Annotated in this window: 19 protein-coding genes; 11 read left to right on the top strand and 8 right to left on the bottom strand. The window is 70.4% G+C overall.

Annotated features, from left to right (window positions below; all coding sequences use genetic code 11):
* The first annotated feature begins 102 nt into the window (after positions 1-102).
* Positions 103-375: a GIY-YIG nuclease family protein gene (locus FMP39_RS22415; protein ID WP_011550605.1), complete on the top strand. Its 273-nt coding sequence runs from the start codon at positions 103-105 to the stop codon at positions 373-375.
* 82 nt (positions 376-457) lie between these two features.
* Complete coding sequence (locus FMP39_RS22420; RefSeq protein WP_228558223.1) at positions 458-841, top strand: hypothetical protein; 384 nt, start codon at positions 458-460, stop codon at positions 839-841.
* Between the two features lie 18 nt (positions 842-859).
* Here FMP39_RS22420 and FMP39_RS22425 read toward each other — a convergent pair whose 3' ends face one another.
* Positions 860-1,174 (bottom strand): hypothetical protein, encoded by a 315-nt coding sequence (locus FMP39_RS22425; RefSeq protein WP_011550608.1) that lies wholly within the window; start codon positions 1,172-1,174, stop codon positions 860-862.
* Between the two features lie 41 nt (positions 1,175-1,215).
* Between FMP39_RS22425 and FMP39_RS22430 the strand changes: the two genes are divergently transcribed.
* Positions 1,216-1,545 (top strand): hypothetical protein, encoded by a 330-nt coding sequence (locus tag FMP39_RS22430; protein ID WP_228558224.1) that lies wholly within the window; start codon positions 1,216-1,218, stop codon positions 1,543-1,545.
* A gap of 28 nt (positions 1,546-1,573) precedes the next feature.
* The gene (locus FMP39_RS22435; protein WP_228558225.1) at positions 1,574-1,999 is read left to right on the top strand and encodes a hypothetical protein; all 426 of its coding nucleotides are present in this window, start codon (positions 1,574-1,576) and stop codon (positions 1,997-1,999) included.
* A gap of 9 nt (positions 2,000-2,008) precedes the next feature.
* On the opposite strand, the gene FMP39_RS22440 is transcribed toward FMP39_RS22435, so the two are convergent.
* From FMP39_RS22440 to FMP39_RS22465, 6 genes are all read right to left on the bottom strand, one after another.
* Positions 2,009-2,701 carry a radical SAM protein gene (locus FMP39_RS22440; protein WP_090486520.1) on the bottom strand — a complete coding sequence of 231 codons (693 nt, stop codon included), beginning with the start codon at positions 2,699-2,701 and terminating at the stop codon, positions 2,009-2,011.
* 89 nt (positions 2,702-2,790) lie between these two features.
* A complete protein-coding gene (nudC, locus tag FMP39_RS22445) occupies positions 2,791-3,624 on the bottom strand; it encodes an NAD(+) diphosphatase (protein ID WP_141592316.1) in 834 nt (277 codons plus the stop codon).
* Positions 3,625-3,696: 72 nt separating this feature from the next.
* On the bottom strand, positions 3,697-4,083 hold the full coding sequence (gene gloA, locus FMP39_RS22450) for a lactoylglutathione lyase (protein WP_141592317.1): 387 nt from the start codon (positions 4,081-4,083) through the stop codon (positions 3,697-3,699).
* Between the two features lie 64 nt (positions 4,084-4,147).
* A complete protein-coding gene (locus FMP39_RS22455; RefSeq protein ID WP_141592318.1) occupies positions 4,148-6,475 on the bottom strand; it encodes a YfhO family protein in 2,328 nt (775 codons plus the stop codon).
* 19 nt (positions 6,476-6,494) lie between these two features.
* Positions 6,495-6,887, bottom strand: a complete 393-nt coding sequence (locus FMP39_RS22460) for a hypothetical protein (protein ID WP_141592319.1) — start codon at positions 6,885-6,887, stop codon at positions 6,495-6,497.
* A 19-nt stretch (positions 6,888-6,906) separates the two neighbouring features.
* Complete coding sequence (locus FMP39_RS22465; protein WP_141592320.1) at positions 6,907-8,097, bottom strand: nitronate monooxygenase family protein; 1,191 nt, start codon at positions 8,095-8,097, stop codon at positions 6,907-6,909.
* Between the two features lie 479 nt (positions 8,098-8,576).
* On the opposite strand from FMP39_RS22465, the gene FMP39_RS22470 reads away from it, so the two are divergent.
* The gene (locus FMP39_RS22470) at positions 8,577-8,909 is read left to right on the top strand and encodes a helix-turn-helix domain-containing protein (RefSeq protein ID WP_228558226.1); all 333 of its coding nucleotides are present in this window, start codon (positions 8,577-8,579) and stop codon (positions 8,907-8,909) included.
* A 41-nt stretch (positions 8,910-8,950) separates the two neighbouring features.
* Here FMP39_RS22470 and FMP39_RS22475 read toward each other — a convergent pair whose 3' ends face one another.
* Positions 8,951-10,666 (bottom strand): hypothetical protein, encoded by a 1,716-nt coding sequence (locus tag FMP39_RS22475; RefSeq protein ID WP_141592321.1) that lies wholly within the window; start codon positions 10,664-10,666, stop codon positions 8,951-8,953.
* A 526-nt stretch (positions 10,667-11,192) separates the two neighbouring features.
* On the opposite strand from FMP39_RS22475, the gene FMP39_RS38105 reads away from it, so the two are divergent.
* The 6 genes from FMP39_RS38105 to FMP39_RS37525 all read left to right on the top strand — a co-directional run bounded on the left by FMP39_RS38105 (position 11,193) and on the right by FMP39_RS37525 (position 14,645).
* Positions 11,193-11,402, top strand: a complete 210-nt coding sequence (locus tag FMP39_RS38105; RefSeq protein ID WP_228558227.1) for a hypothetical protein — start codon at positions 11,193-11,195, stop codon at positions 11,400-11,402.
* A 12-nt stretch (positions 11,403-11,414) separates the two neighbouring features.
* Positions 11,415-11,657, top strand: a complete 243-nt coding sequence (locus tag FMP39_RS38110; protein ID WP_228558228.1) for a hypothetical protein — start codon at positions 11,415-11,417, stop codon at positions 11,655-11,657.
* Positions 11,658-12,097: 440 nt separating this feature from the next.
* On the top strand, positions 12,098-12,472 hold the full coding sequence (locus FMP39_RS22485) for a DUF11 domain-containing protein (protein ID WP_141592322.1): 375 nt from the start codon (positions 12,098-12,100) through the stop codon (positions 12,470-12,472).
* A gap of 266 nt (positions 12,473-12,738) precedes the next feature.
* On the top strand, positions 12,739-13,887 hold the full coding sequence (locus FMP39_RS22490) for a hypothetical protein (RefSeq protein WP_141592323.1): 1,149 nt from the start codon (positions 12,739-12,741) through the stop codon (positions 13,885-13,887).
* Between the two features lie 61 nt (positions 13,888-13,948).
* Complete coding sequence (locus FMP39_RS38115; protein ID WP_228558229.1) at positions 13,949-14,413, top strand: transposase; 465 nt, start codon at positions 13,949-13,951, stop codon at positions 14,411-14,413.
* Complete coding sequence (locus FMP39_RS37525) at positions 14,328-14,645, top strand: hypothetical protein (protein ID WP_194858522.1); 318 nt, start codon at positions 14,328-14,330, stop codon at positions 14,643-14,645. The genes FMP39_RS38115 and FMP39_RS37525 overlap by 86 nt, the downstream gene beginning before the upstream one ends.
* Positions 14,646-14,885 lie beyond the last annotated feature (240 nt).

Below are 14,885 nucleotides of genomic sequence, written 5' to 3' on the forward strand. Positions count from 1 at the left end.
CGGGGGTTCCCGGCGAGGCGAGGGCGGGGGCGCGGCGGTCGCGGCTCCAGGGCGCCCTGCCTCACGGCGCGGGGTGAGACGGCGGTCCGCGGGGGCGGTAGAGTGCGGCACGCCGTGCCGGACGAATCGCCCTCGTGGACTGTCTACATCCTGCGGTGCCGTGACGGCACGCTGTACACCGGCGCCACCAACGACCTGGAGCGCCGGCTGGCCACCCATGGCCGGGGGCGCGGGGCGGCGTACACGCGGGCGCGGCTGCCCGTCACCCTGGTGTGGAGCGAGGCCGCGGGGGACCGCGGCGCGGCGCTCCGGCGGGAGGCCGCCATCAAGCGGCTTTCGCGCGCGGAGAAGCTGCGCATGCTGGGGCGCCCCTGAGCGCTGGTGGCACGCCAGTGGGGCAATACCTCTCCCGATGCAGGCGCGTTACTCTGGCGCCACCATCCAAAGGGGCCGGTTCATGTCTCACTCGTACTCGAAAGTGTTCGGGGCGCTGGTGCTGTTGGGGCTCGCTGTGTCCTGCCGGGCCAATCACGCTCCCAAGGTCTCCACGGGGCCTCGGCCTTCGCCGCAGGTCGTCGGGCCGGGGGGCGTGGTGTCCTTCGTCTTCGAGGTCGAAGACCCGGACGGGGACGCCATGACCTTCCAATGGCAGCAGCTCCCCGCGGAGCCCGCGGGCACCTTCAGCGACGCGAATGCGCGCAACCCCACGTGGGTGGCGCCCGAGGTGTCGGAGACGACGACCTTCGCCATCATGGTCACCGTGGAGGACAGCGAGGGCGATGCCATCCTGGCCCAGGGGCCGGGCGTCATCGTCCACGCGGCGGAGTCCCAGGCGCCCTGAGCGCCGCCGGGCCGCGCGTCAGGCGGTGGCGCGTGGCTCCGTGGGGGGCGGCGTCTGGCCGGCCTGCACCCGGGCCTTCCGGTGTGAGCGGCGCACGACGACCACGCCCAGGATGAGGAAGAGGCCGGCGCCCACGCCCCCGCCGATGACCTGGTACGAAATCAGGTCCGCGGACGTCTTGCGGACGACCTCGGGCAGGTTGCACATCGTCTGGGTGGCGTAGGGCGTCTCGTTGTACCAGCCCAGGTAGTTGGGCCCCAACCAGGAGGCGACCACGAAGCCCAGCAGGGCGCCCGCGAGGATGAAGTTGAGCAGCGTCTTGGCGGCGTTCATCGGCAGGCACCTCGGCTGGTTGACGTCGGGGCGTGCTTAATATGTGCACGCCAGCGCTGCAAAGCGTGGAACGTGTTAAGGGGGTGGACGTGCCGCTGCTCCCGCTCGCCATCCTGTTCGCCGCTCTCGCGCTGGGCTGCGCCGCTACCCTGCTCGTCCACGCCTTCCGGCGGAGTGTGGGCACGGGGGTGATGGTGCTGCTGATTCCCTGCTACATGCTCTTCTACGCCTTCAGCCAGTTCGAGCACCGGCGCAAGGGCCTCATCGTCGCGGGCTTCATGGCCAGCACCGTGCTGGCCGCCGTGTTCCTGGGACTGGGCCTGCACAGCCTTTCGGCGCTGGCCTCGCGCGCCCCGCCCACGGGCTTCTGACGGCGGGGCGCCCGGCGTGGAAGGCCGCGTGCGGACACCCGTCGGCGCCGTCTGCGCCACCCACCCGGACGAGGCCGCGGTGGCCACGTGCACGCGCTGTGGTGGCTTCCTGTGCGGGGACTGCACGGAGCTGGCGGGCGAAATGCCCTACTGCGCGCCCTGCGTGGCGGTGCTGCGCAGGGAGGCGCGTCCGTCGCGGGTGATTCAGGTGGCGCTGGTGCTCAACGTGGCGGGGCTGGCGTGTCTGCCATGCTCGCTGGCGTTGCCGTTGCCCACGCTGGTGGCGGGGCTGGCCGGTGTGGTGCTGGGCCTGCGGGAGCTGCGGCGCATTGCCCGGGGCGAGGGCGCCGTGCGCGGACGGACCCTGGCGCGGGTGACCACGGGGCTCGGCTGGGTGAACCTGGGGCTGGCCTCGAGCTGGCTGGCCGTCGTGTTCTGGGGCTTCGGACCTTGAGGGCCGCGCTCACACGCCGCGCGCGTTCGGGTCCCACATGTACTTGTGCATCTGCAGTTGGAAGCGCACGGCGAGCCTGTCCTCGATGACCCATTCGGCGAGCTCGCGCGGGTGGAGCTTGTCGAACACGGTGGAGAACAGGCTGCCGTAGGGCTTCTGGAGCAGCTGGTGCTCGGCGATGAGCGCCTTGGCCCAGTCGTAGTCCTCGCGCGAGCCGATGACGAACTTCAGCTCGTCGTTGGCGTTCATCGACGTGAAGTTGCGGTAGTCGTTGCGCAGGTGCTCGCCCGAGGAGGGCGTCTTCATGTCGACGATTTTGTGCACCGCCGGAGGCACCAGCCGCACGTCGATGGCGCCGCTCGTCTCCAGCAGCACCTTGAAGCCGGCGTCGAGCAGCGCCTCCATCAGCGGGTAGACGCCGGGCTGGAGCAGGGGCTCGCCGCCGGTGACCTCCACCATGGGCGTGCGCAGGTCCCGCACCTCGCTGACGATGTCCGCGATTTTCCGGCGCGCGCCGCCGTGGAAGGCGAACTCGCTGTCGCAGTAGGTGCAGCGGAGGTGGCAGCCCGTGAGGCGGATGAAGGCGCACAGCAGCCCGGCGTGGGAAGACTCCCCCTGGACGCTGAGGTAGATTTCCTTCACCACCACGGAGTCCGCGGTGGGGACGCGTCGGGGCTCGATGTGTGGGCGCGCTGCGGGCATGGCTTCTTCGCTGATTCGGGGGAGGCGTGCTTCAACCCCAACCTGCCGCGCCAGGTCAAGCGCGGCCTGCTGCCTCGCCTGGGGAGGGGTCAAGGGGCGGCGGGGCCCTTCACGCGCTCGATGAAGGTGTCGATGAGCTGCCGGGCGATGCTGAGCTTCGGGGGGATGCGCGGCAGGTTGTCCGGACTGAACCAGTGGGCCTCGGAGATTTCCTTCTGGTCCACGGTGATGTCGCCGCCCGCGTACTCGGCGGTGAAGCCCACCATCAGCGAGCGGCCGAAGGGCCACGGCTGGGAGCCGAAGTAGCGGATGTTCTTCACGTCGATGCCGACTTCCTCCTTCACCTCGCGCGCCACGCACTCCTCCAGCGACTCGCCCGGCTCCGCGAAGCCGGCGAGCGTGCTGAACATGGGCTCTGGAAACTGGGCGTTGTGCGCCAGCAGCATCGTGTCGCCGCGGGTGATGAGGACGATGATGGCGGGGGCGATGCGGGGATAGAAGGGCGTCTTGTCCACCGGGCAGCGGCGGGCGCGCTCCCCCGGAACCAAATGGGTGGGTTCGCCGCATCGGCCGCAGAAGCGGTGGGTGAGGTCCCACTCGACAATCGCGAGCGCGCGCCCCGCCACGGCGAAGCGGGCGTCATCCACGCGCTTGTAGAGCGAGCGGGCGGCGACGGCCTTGTAGCCTTCCGGCGGGACGAAGTCCTGGGTGAAGCCCGCCGCGTAGCAGTCCACGCCGTCCAGCGCTCCCAGGAAGTGCGCGGCGGCGGCGAGCTCCGGGAAGGCCGCGCCGGTGGGAATGGCGACGCCGTCCGAATGCTCCTGGACGAGCACGTCCATGCCCCGGGCGAGGAAGAGCAGGGCGCCCTCGCGGGGCCGGTCGGGCGGGATGTGGTCGGGGACGAAGAGGGGGGCGGAGCTCACGGGGCCACACTAACGGGCCCGGGCCGGGTGTGCAGGCGTTGCGTGAGCTTCGGGCCTGTGGCGGCAGTGGGCTCAGCGGTCCTTCTGGATGAGTTCCACCTTGTAGCCGTCCGGGTCCTCGACGAAGGCGATGACGGTGGTGCCGTGCTTCATGGGGCCGGGCTCGCGGACCACCTTGCCACCGGCCTTCCGGATGGCCTCGCACGTGCCATGGATGTCACTGACGCCCAGGGCCACGTGGCCGTAGGCCGTGCCGAGCTCGTACTTCTCGACGCCCCAGTTGTACGTGAGCTCCAGGGCGGGGTGGGTGTCCTCGGGGCCGAAGCCCACGAAAGCCAGGGTGAACTTGCCGCCGGGGTAGTCGTGACGGCGCAGCAACTTCATGCCGATGACCCGGGTGTAGAAGTCGAGCGAGCGCTCGAGGTCACCGACGCGGAGCATGGTGTGCAGGATTCGCATGCGGGCTTCATAACGCCATCATCGCGTCGCGTCATGCGTCCCCGCCGCCCGCTGCCCCGGAGACTCAGGGCTTTTCCTCGGACTGTGCCTTGGGCGGCACCGCGAGTGTGCCCACCTCGACATGGGACGACGTCAGCGGCTTGCCGTCCGCGCCCCGTCCGCCGATGCGTGAGCCATCACCCCCGGCGTGCCACAGGCCCACCAGGACCTTCCGCTCGCCCGCGTCCCAGTCCTTCGTGGACACCGAGAAGGCATCCCGCAGGAGCGTGTCCCGGGGCGCCTCGGCGAAGAAGTAGGTGCCGCCCAGCACCGGGTGGTCCGCATTCTTCCGCTTGCTGCCGGGTGGGCCAGGGAAGTGGACGAAGATGCCCGCGGAGCGAGGCACCGGCCCGGTGACGCGCCAGTAGAGCACCAGGTGGAGCAGCCCTTCCGCGTCCGGCGCCGACGGTATCTCCGCGCCCACCAGCTCCACTGGCACGTCGAAGCGCGCGTCCACGGGCTTCGCGGTGGGCGGCAGCGCCGCCACGCGCATCGGCGAGCCATCCGCGTTGAGGGGCACTGCGCGCGCCAGCGGCTCGGGTGACGTCGCCAGCAGTACGCCCCAGGCCACCAGCGGCACACACGCCACGCCGACGGCCGCGGGCCCCAGCCGCCCCCGCAGCCGCCAGGCCACGAAGCCCAGGCCCAGCCACGCGAGCGCGGAGACCAGCGCTCCGCCCAGCCCGGAGCGCGGCAGGAAGCGCAGCACCACGCGGTGTGTCCCTTCCGCCACGCGCACGCCGAGGAGTCCGTCCTGGGACACCACCTCGCCCTCCGAGGACTTCCAGCCCGGGTGCCAGTTCTGGTTCACCAGCAGCACCGTGGGACGCGTCGCCGTCACGTCCACCGTAACGCGGTTGGGGGTCCACTCCACGCGGCGCGCGGTGCCCGCGGAGGCGTCCTCCAGGTACTCCTCCTGGGGCAGGTCGCCGCGCAGGCGCTCGGACATGGGCACCGGCCACGCCTCGCCACAGGCGATGGAGCCCCGGTTGAGCGCCAGGAAGTAACCCTGTGCCCAGCGGTTGCCGCGGGCCTGGGCGAAGGGGCGCTCCGCCTCCTCGGGAATGGGGCCGGGCGCGGGCACCATCTGCGACCAGCGGCTGAGCCTGTCGAAGGCGCGCACCTGGAAGCCCCAGCCCACGGCGAGGACGACGCAGGCCACCACCGCGGCGGTGGGCCACCAGGACGTCGCCGTGCGCGCGGCCGGCACGCGCCACACGCGCACCAGCAGCACGGCGAGCCCCAGCGCTACCAGCTCCGCCAGGAAGAGTCCCGCGGGCACGAGGAAGCGCTCCGGATAGCGCAGCGTTCCGAAGACGGGCAGCAGCCGCAGCGCGCCGAACAGCGAGGGCACCGCGGCGTAGCCCGCCGCCATCCACACGCACAGCGCCGCCAGCACCGCCGGGTACAGCGCGCGGCGCCAGGCCCACGCGGCCAGCGGAATCAGTGCGAGCACCGCGGGCGCGAGGAAGAAGTTGCCCGGGTCGCTATAGCCGGAGCTCGCCGGCATCTGGAGCAGCATACGCGCCAGCTCCTCCGCGGAGTTGCCCGGCGTGCCCGCCATGATGCGTGGTGCCGAGCGCATGGTCTCCACCAACGGCCACAGCCGGAACGCGCAGGCGCCCAGGGTGAACACGGCGGTGGCTCCCAGGGCCCACAGCGCGGACTTGCGCCGCGGCGTCCCGCGCAGCCCGTACAGCGTGCGCCCGGCCTCCAGCGCGACGAAGAGCGCGCCCATGGGCACGGGATACGTGCCGCCGAAGCCCAGCAGCACCGCGAAGGTGCCGGCCACCACCGCGGCGCCTCGCAGATGGCCCTCCGCCGCGCGGCGCGTGCCCCACAGCAGCCAGGGCAGCAGCAGAAAGCCCGCGAAGTTGAGCCAGCCAATGGACCACGACAGCGCGGTGAAGCCCGCCAGGCCGAACAGCGGCGCCGCGCCGAGCGCCCCCAGCGCGGAGCCCACGCGCCGCCGCGCGTAGTGGAAGAAGCCCTCCATGCCGAGCACGAGGAAGGCCCAGAGCAGCAGCGGCTCCGCTGGCCGAGCGCCCATGAGCGCGGACACGAGCAGCGTGGGAGACGCCACGCGCGTCTGCGGACTGCCCAGCGCGTACTGTCCGCCGCAGGCCCACGGGTTCCACAACGGGAGCTGCCCGTAGTGCGTCACCGTGCGCGTTCCCGCGTCCTCGTACGAGTGCAGCAGGTGCGCGTCGCGGAAGTCGTTCATGCCTCCGGCCTGCTGTAGTGGACGCCAGGCGGCGGCCAGCGCCAGCGCGGCGAACAGGGCCAGCCGCACGCTGGTGAGGGTGGCGGCGCGGTGGGCGAAGCGGAGCAGCCTGCGGGGGGAAGGCATCATGAGCGGAAGGCGCCGGAGCTCAGTCGTAGAAGGGGCGGGGCTTGCAGGGGCTGGCGGTGGCCTTGCGCGGGGGCAGCACGGGCTGGCCGTGTAGCTCCTCGTCGATGGCGCGCAGGACGTCCGTCACCGGCACGCGGCGGCGGCGGGCCTCGTCCATCGCCCACTGGCGCTCGGACGCGCCGAAGTCATCGTCCTGGGACCAGCGGTCGCCAGGGAAGGACTGGCGCGACTTGCGGCGCCACTCTGGCTCCTGGCTCGCGGCGGCGCGGCCCACCAGCTTGCGCTCGGCCGCGTTCAGGGTGCGTTCGCGCGGCGGCAGCTCGGCCGTGGAGGCGCGCACCACCGCGATGGCACCGCACAGCGCGAAAGCCAGCCACCCGACCTGTGTCGCTCGACGCCACCTTGCACCCATGAGGGCGCTCTACTCCAATTCAGCCCCGGCCGTCCTCATCCGCGTCGGCGTCCAGGCCATGCGGATCGGCGAGCACCCGGCGCGCTCGCTCCATCAGCTCCACCACGATTTGGCCGGCGGGCAGCACGCTCTCGATGCGCGCCATGCTGGCGCCGCTGGCCGGCATGGCCATCTCTTCCAGGTCTCCTTCGGTGTCCGGGGTGGGCACGAAGGCGCTGTGCTGCGGCACGTCGACAAGGGGGCCGCCGCCTGGGGTGCCGGGGAACAGCCGGGTGGTGCCGACGCGCTCTGGTGTCGCCATGGGCATGGGCACACGGCCCTCTCGTCCCGTCCACTCGCGCACCACGCGGTTGCGCAGCACGCGCATGCGATGACCCGGCCACTCCCGTCCGAAGACGGTGGTGACGTCCGTGTCTCCCGCGTCCCCATCGACGATGCGCTGCTTGTAGGCCGGGTGGGCATGCGCTTCCACGGAGGCCACCATGCGCGTGCCCACCCAGACGCCGTCCGCGCCATGGAAGAGGGCGCGCGCCGCGCTGAGCCCGTCGGCGATGCCGCCCGCGGCCAGCACCGGTACCGAGTCCGTCAGCGCGCGCAGCTCACGCACCAGCGCCAGGGTGGGCGTGGTGCTCTGGTTGAGGCCGGACGCCTGCCGGCCCTGGGCGATGAGCCCGTCCACGCCGAGCGACAGGGCCTGCCGCGCCATGTCTCCCGAAGGCGCCTGGACCCAGACCCGGATGCCCGCGGCCCGCAGCGCCGCGACCCACTCCGAGGGAGGCAGGGCGCCGTGGAAGGAGACGACGGGCACGCTCCGGGCGATGCACACCTCGATGTGCTCGCGCGTGGTGGAATGCCGGCCCTCCCGCTGGGCCATGAGGAAGTTCACGCCGAAGGGGCGCCGCGTGCCTGCCTGGATGGTCTGGAGCCGGACATCCAGGACGTCCGCCGGTTCCGGCGCGGCGCCGAGCATGCCCACGCCGCCGGCTTCCGACACGGCGATGACCAGCGGCGGCAGCGACACGAAGGCCATGCCGTCGCTGACGAACGGATAGTTCACCCCCAACTCACGCGTCAGCCGCGTGTGCAGGGTGTTGCCTTCCAGGACATAAATCGGAGGCCGCCGGGGCTCAGGACTCGAGTCACTGCGCTCGTCGTCGGGCTCGGATTCACGGGAAGAGGGCGGGGAACGTCCGTCATTCGCTCCGTTCATCGGGTCTCCTGAAGCTGGCGGGCTCTTCGGCTTCTCCAAGGTTACCAGCAACCCTCTCGGCCTAGAGGCGGGGAGCGGAAGAGGGCCTTCCAGGTTGGTTGCCGGGTAACAGCCGCGCGCCGGGCTTGGAGAGTACGGGACTTGAACCCGGGGGGGAGTGCAAAAGCAAACCCCAGGCAGGAAGCGCTGTTACCCGCTATCGCCTTGAACTCACGTCGGTTCGTTGTGCCGCCCGAGCCTGTCTCGCCCCGTCTTGTCCCGTTCTCAGTCCCGCTGGAGGGGCACACTGGGGACACATGCGGCCCACCAGGGGCAACCCGCTCACGGACGCGAGCGGCCCGAATTCCACAGGCTCGCAGGGCTCACGAGAAGCCCTTGGGAGCCTGACGGTAGCGTGTGCCCTGGCGAGGTGGAGCTGGCGCGGTGCTTCGTGGCGTTTTCTTCGCAAGGACGGCGCAGCGGCCGAGGTGACGCCAGAGGTGTCACCCGCGACGGAGAAGATGCTGCTGGCGCATCTTCCATGGCCGGACAACGTGCGGGAGCTGCGCAACGCGGTGGAGCGGGCGCTCATCGTGTGGCCGGCGGAGGTGTTGGAGCCGCAGGCGTTCCCGGACCGCATCGCCGCTGCGGCGGGCTCGGTGGTGGCGCTGGGCGGGCCGCACACGCTGGAGGAGGTGGAGCGCGAGCACACGCTGCGCGTCATGGCCTCCGCGCCCACGCTGGACGAGGCCGCCAGGGTGCTCGGCATCGACGCGCCCACACTGTGGTGCAAGTGCAAGAAGTACGAGTCCGGAGGCAAGGGCGAGGGCTGAGCGCACCGCATGGCGCGAGCAGCCCTCGCCGTGGACCGGTCTCAGCTGGCGACTCCGGCGGACCAGCGCTGCGTGAGGTACAGCTCCACGAGCTGCGCGGCGGTGAGCTCGTGCTCCTCGCCCACCGTGGTGCGCTCGGTGGTGACCCCCGCCTCGGCGCCGACCACGCCGGCGTGGACCCCGACGCCGATGTCACCCTTCACCGTGGTCTTGTCCTGCACGGTGGCCTTGATGTCGACCTTGCCGCCAAGCTGCGTCACCGCCTGCCCCACGTCGCCGTTGGCGATGCTGGTGAACGCCCCGCTGTTCGCGATGTCCTCGAGGTTGCCGCTGATTTCCACATTCACCTCGCGGCCCATGCTCCCGCCCAGGCCGAGCGCCTGCGCGGAGCCCTGGCGCGAGTCGGTGAGCGTCACCTTCACCTCGCTCGACTGGCCCAGCTCTTGCGCGGTGCTCTTCGGGTCCCTCAGGAAGTCGTCCAGGTTGAAGTTCCCCGACAGGTCGATGCTCTGCTCCAGCTCCACCTTGAGCGCCCCCTCGACTCCGGCCGAGGCACTCGTCGGCAGCGACGCGCTGGGGCCGCCCTTGCCCTGGCTCGGAACCCCCAGGCCCACGCTCGCGCCCGCGTCGGCCGAAACCTCCTGCGACTGGGTGAGCGTCAGCGACGTCGGCTTGCCCCCCTCCATCTCGATGCGCGCCGTGGTGGACTGGTTGATGTCCACGCCCGCGCTCGCGCCCGCGCTGAGCACGTCCTGCAGGCCCTTCATGCCCAGGTCGCCCGCGAGGTTCCCCTCCGCGCCCAGCTCGAACTCCACCGCGCTCACCTTGTCGCGCAGGCCCTCCAGCTCCGACCGCGGGTCGCCCAGCACGACGTTCAAGCCCAGGCCCAGCAGGGGGTTCTGCCCTGAGGCGCCCGACACGGCGGCGTTGGCCGCGATGATGCCGGCGGCGCGCTGGGCCTCCTCCAGGGTGTCGAACTTGTACTCCACCGTGCCGCCCGCGGTACCGAACACGCTGGCGCTCGCGTCCGCCGCCCCCTTGCCGCCCATCTTCCCGATGATGCCCGCACCCACATCTCCGCTGGCGGAGACGGTGTAGCCCCCGCCCTCCTCGGCGCTACGGCTGACGGTCAGGTCACCCTTGCCGGTGATGCCGACGGCGTAGACATCCACCTCGGCATTGAGGCCCACGGAGACGCTCTCGCCCGGCTTGAGCTGTTCCACCTGCGTGTTGAAGTTGAGCGCGTCCTTGGCCGCGCCCACGGTCTTCGCCGAGTCGCGCACCACGCCGGCCGCGCCCTGGAGGATGCCCCCGGCGAGGTCCTGGGCGAAGTCCTGCACCGGATTCTGCGCCGGCGCGTCCTGGATGGCCTGCCCCAACTGGTCCAGCCCGTTGGCCAAGACGTCCGTCGCCTTGCCCAGCTCCTCGCCCACCTTCTGGGCCGTGTCCTTGAGCGCGTCGCCCGCCTTGGTCCTCAGGTCCTCGAAGAAGTCGCCCACCGTCTCGCGGTCCTTCTGCTTCACGTCGCGCCCGCTGTCGCCCGGCGCCTCGTGTCGCTCGAAGACGTCCTGCGTGTGCTTCTTGGCGACCGACTCAATCTGCTCCGTGGTCTTCGTCGCCGTCGCCGCCGCCTCCGCGGCCTTCTTCGCGGCTGCCTCCGCGGCCTTCTTCGCGGCCGCCTCCGCCGCGCGCTTCGCCGCTTCCGCCGCGCGTCGAGCGGCATCCGCCGCGCCACCGATGATTCCGCCGATTGCCATGGGATGTCCTGGTTGGGGCGGGCGTCCGCGTCCTCCTGCTCCTCACGGAGTGACGCGGGCACCGCCGGTTCACTGGGGTTGGGGTGGGAGCGCGAGGGGCGTCATGAAGCGCGTCGCCCGTTCGCGCGGGAGTGCGAGGCATGCCGCCCCGACACGCCCTCCTCAAGCTTCAGCAACGGCCTTCGTCCTCTGGACGCATGCGGGTTCAGCACCATGGACTGAGGCCCCCCGCGGGATGCGAGGACGTGGACCACGACATGGAAGGCTCCTGCCCGGGGGATGGGCATTCGCATCGAGGAACTTCCGTCATTTTCCTGAGGCTGCTGCGAAAGTTTCGTCGGTTCTTGAGAATTCGGCGGCGGGCCCTGTGGCTCTTTGAGCCCCCCGCCGCGGCCCAGCGGAAGTGCTCTTCTGCCTCCTCCTCGCACGGGACGGGGCGAGGGAGCTTGCACGGCGAGGCGCGCGATTGCCGCGGCAGGGGCGCATCGGACCGTTGGGGAGCGATCCCATTGAAAGGAGCGCACCCGTGGACGTCATCGACCTGTTGATTCAGCAGCGCCGCGAAGTCGACGCGCTGTTCCTGGCGTTCCGCAACGCCTCGGACGACACGAGCCGCAGGGAACTGTGCATCCAGCTCGCGGAGGCGCTCATGCTGCACTCCACCATCGAGGCGCGCTGGGTCTCCCCGAAGGCCTCGCGGGTGGTGGGCGACGAGAAAATCGAGCACGCGGAGTAGGAGCACCAGGAGATGACGAAGCTCCTGGGTGACATCGTGCGGATGCACGACGACATGAACGCGGTGAAGGCCAAGGTCGGCGCGCTGGAGAAGGTGGTCAAGCGACACATCGCGGACGAGGAGAAGAACATCCTCCCGCAGGTGGCCAGGAACATCACCGCGAAGGATCTCGGCATGTCCTGCAAGGACCTGGTCCGCGAGGCCTCCCGGATTCGGAGTGAGGAGATGAGAGACTGGGGCGGCGGGTCTCTCTGACGCCAGCCTTCACGGCGCACCCCGGGGTGTCGCGGCGTCCTGCTCCGACACCACCGGGCCTCTTCGTCTCGCGCCTCGCGACGGCGCCCCCGCCGACGGCTCCCGGCGGGGTGAACCAGAACGTGCTGCCCCGACCTGGCGCGCTGACCACGGCCACATTGCCGCGAGCCAATCCAGCCCGAGTCTTCGCGACCTGGTCCGATGTGGAGACCCAGGCCCAGTGGTTCATCGGGCCGCACGAGCGGTGGACGCCCGTGAAGCGCGAGCGTCCCTCAAGCAGGTGCGCAGGAGGCGAGCGCGGGGCATGAGGCAGCGGCCAGGAAAGAGCGGGTGAAGGAGAGGACACCGCGAGTGGACTTTCGCCGAGTTGCTCAGGAGGACGTTCGACTTCGACGTGTTCGCCACCCTCCCTCCCCCTCAACAGGGCCCCCATTCCTCTTATGCGCGCGACCGACTTGTCAGCGACGATTTCCGCCTCGCCATCGACGGCACAAGTGGGCTCCAACCTCACGCTGACGCTCACCGTGACAAATGGCGGAACCAGTCCCGAAGGTCAGGTCTTCCTCTCACAGCTCCTACCCGACGGCGTGACCTTCGTCGCTGTGACGTCCTCGCAGGGAGGCTGCCAACGCAACGGTTCGGCGGTAGGCTGTGATCTGGGGGCATTGGGCGCGAGCGCCAGCTTGACCGTGACGGTGGTCTTGCAGCCGCTGAGCATTGGGAGCATCACCACCTCCGTGGAGGCCACCGGGTCGCTGGTGGACATCAATGATGCGAACAACACCGCGGACCTGAGCATCACCGTCATCCCCTAGGTGCTCCGAAGTAAACGGGTCCATCCGTGGCGAGCGACGGTGGGCCCTCCTCGGTGGAAATCGGTCCAAGTCCGATGTCCACCGGGGGCTCCTATTCCCCCGAGTCAGCGAGGCCGTCGGTGAGACTGGAATCAACGGTGCGAAGGGGGTTGAGAACAGCCGCATTGCTCCTGCTCCTCGCCGGAGGATGCCGGAGCCCATCCCTTCTCACCGACGGGCGAACCCATGAAGCCCTCCCCGGACAGGAAGCCTCGCCCGCCAGGCGCATGGGCGGAGGGCCCTGGCTGCTTCAGGTCCGCAAACAGGACTTGTGGGTCCGCACCCCTGCTGGGGACAGCGAGTACGCACTGACACGGACCGGGCGGGTGGTGGCCACCCGGCCCTACGGAAACGGGCTGGGATGGAGCGGCGTCGCCATCTCTCCCGATGGGCGCCAGGTGGCCTATGTCGAACGCCCGGAAGCGCAGGAGCACGAATCCCCGGGCCGATGGGCCCTCCTGTGGATCGTCAATTCGGATGGCTCGGGTCGACGCATGCTGCTGGACCTTCGCGAGCACGCGCTGACTCCGGGGCCGTTCCGCGCGGGCCCCATCCTCTGGTCCTCGGATGGCGCCCGGATCGCATTCTCCCTGGAGTCCTTCGCGCGAACCGGTCCGGAGTCGCGGCCCTGCCCGCTCGCGGAGGTCCACACGGTGGAGGTGGGTTCAGGCAAGGTGGAGCGGCTCTTCGAGAGTCCAACGCACGGGATGCTCACCCCCCGAGGGTGGAGCGCACAGGGGGCCGTCTCCTTCTCGCTGCTCTCCTGTGAGGCAACCGCCGAGGTCGGGAAGGACGGCCGCTTCTTCGAATTCGAGCCAGGAAGAGGCATACGAGACACGCACGCGCGCGGTGCGGTTTCCTCCGACGGGGTGCATACGCTCCTGCTGCCAGCGACACCGGAAGCCGGGGTTCCCACCGCATTGCTGGATGGAAGGAAGGTGGATGCCCCTTCCGAGGTCGACACCCGACTCCTGCGCCACGTGGCCTGGATGCAGCACCAACCCGTGGCCTATCTCACGACCTACTCAGGACAGCCTCGCTCCTGCGCCTTCGACCGTGTGCCCGCGCCAGCGCTCTTCCAGGCGAACTTCGACGCGTCGCGACCGGGCATCGAGCCGAGAACGGGACTGGGTGGACTCATGGTCCTCGCGTTCTCACCCGACGACGCACACGTCCTCGCCGCGACGGTCCTGCTGCGCTCCCAGGCAAGCGAGGTGTGCTGGCCGGACACCTTCGATTCGCTCCTGGTGATGGAACGCGTCCAGTTGGAGAACAGCCCCACCCTGACCGCGCTCTCCGCTTCCAGCATCCGGCTCGACGTGCCGGCATCGCAGATGGGACCAGAGCTTCAGGGCTTCGTGGGCTGGGTGCGGTAGCATTCGAACCCACGAAGAACGCAATTTTTCGGCTCGGCCTTGCAAGTAACGCCTCACTGCCATGCGCTGGTGCCGGAAGGCGTCTTCGTGCCGGGGGAGGGCGGCGTGCGCTTCGAGGCGTTGCCGCCGCCCACGCAAGGACCTGCATGCCAACGACAGGCAGGGACTGGAACGGCGATGCCGCTACGGGGCGCGCGGTGCGCTGGCGCTGGAGCGGCTGTCACGAGCGGAGGACGGCCGCATCGCCTATCGGATGAAGCGCCCGCTGCCGGACGGCACCACGCACCTGCTCTTCACCGGGCTGGAACGGTTACGGCGTGTAGCGTCCCTGGTACCTCCGCCTCGGGCAAACCTCACGAGGTTCCACGGCGTCTTCGCTCCAGGCGTCAGACTGCGGCCATTTCTGGTCCCTCAAGCAGGTGCGCAGGAGCGGTGTGCCGGTGGCCATCACCGCGTGCGCCCTGACCGACGGCGACTTCGTGAACAGGTTCCAGCCGCCCGTGGACACCGGCTGCGTGCCGGATGACCTGGGCCAGGGGTGTGGATCCGCGCGAGCCGATCGCGTGTTGACGGTCGACCTCGACGCAGCTCGCCCTGCATCGCTGCTGGTGGTGCGCGGCATCACCGCCGATGTGGTCGCCGAGACCTCGGTCGACGGCGAGTCCTGGGCAGGCGTCGGGTCGGATTGTTCATCCCCGCGACCAGCGCTCGCTACATCCGCCTGCGCAGCAAGACCGACAACGGCGGGCTGTCGCTGAGTCTGACCGAGCTCTCGCTGTGGTGACGCCGTCCCCAAGGCGTCGGTGCGCTGGCTGAGCGATGGCGCATCCCTGCGGTCGACGGTCGAGACACCAAGAGTGCGCTTGCAGGGCGAGCGGGCGGGCGAGCGGACGCTGTCAGGGCGCAAGGCAGCTCGAGCGTTGACATCCACGGTCAAGTCTGCTGAAGGTTTGACCCCATAGGAAGTCGTTCTCGCGCGCTCAGGTATGCGAAACGCT

This window comes from Myxococcus sp. AB056, from assembly GCF_006547365.1.
GTDB lineage: Bacteria > Myxococcota > Myxococcia > Myxococcales > Myxococcaceae > Myxococcus > Myxococcus virescens.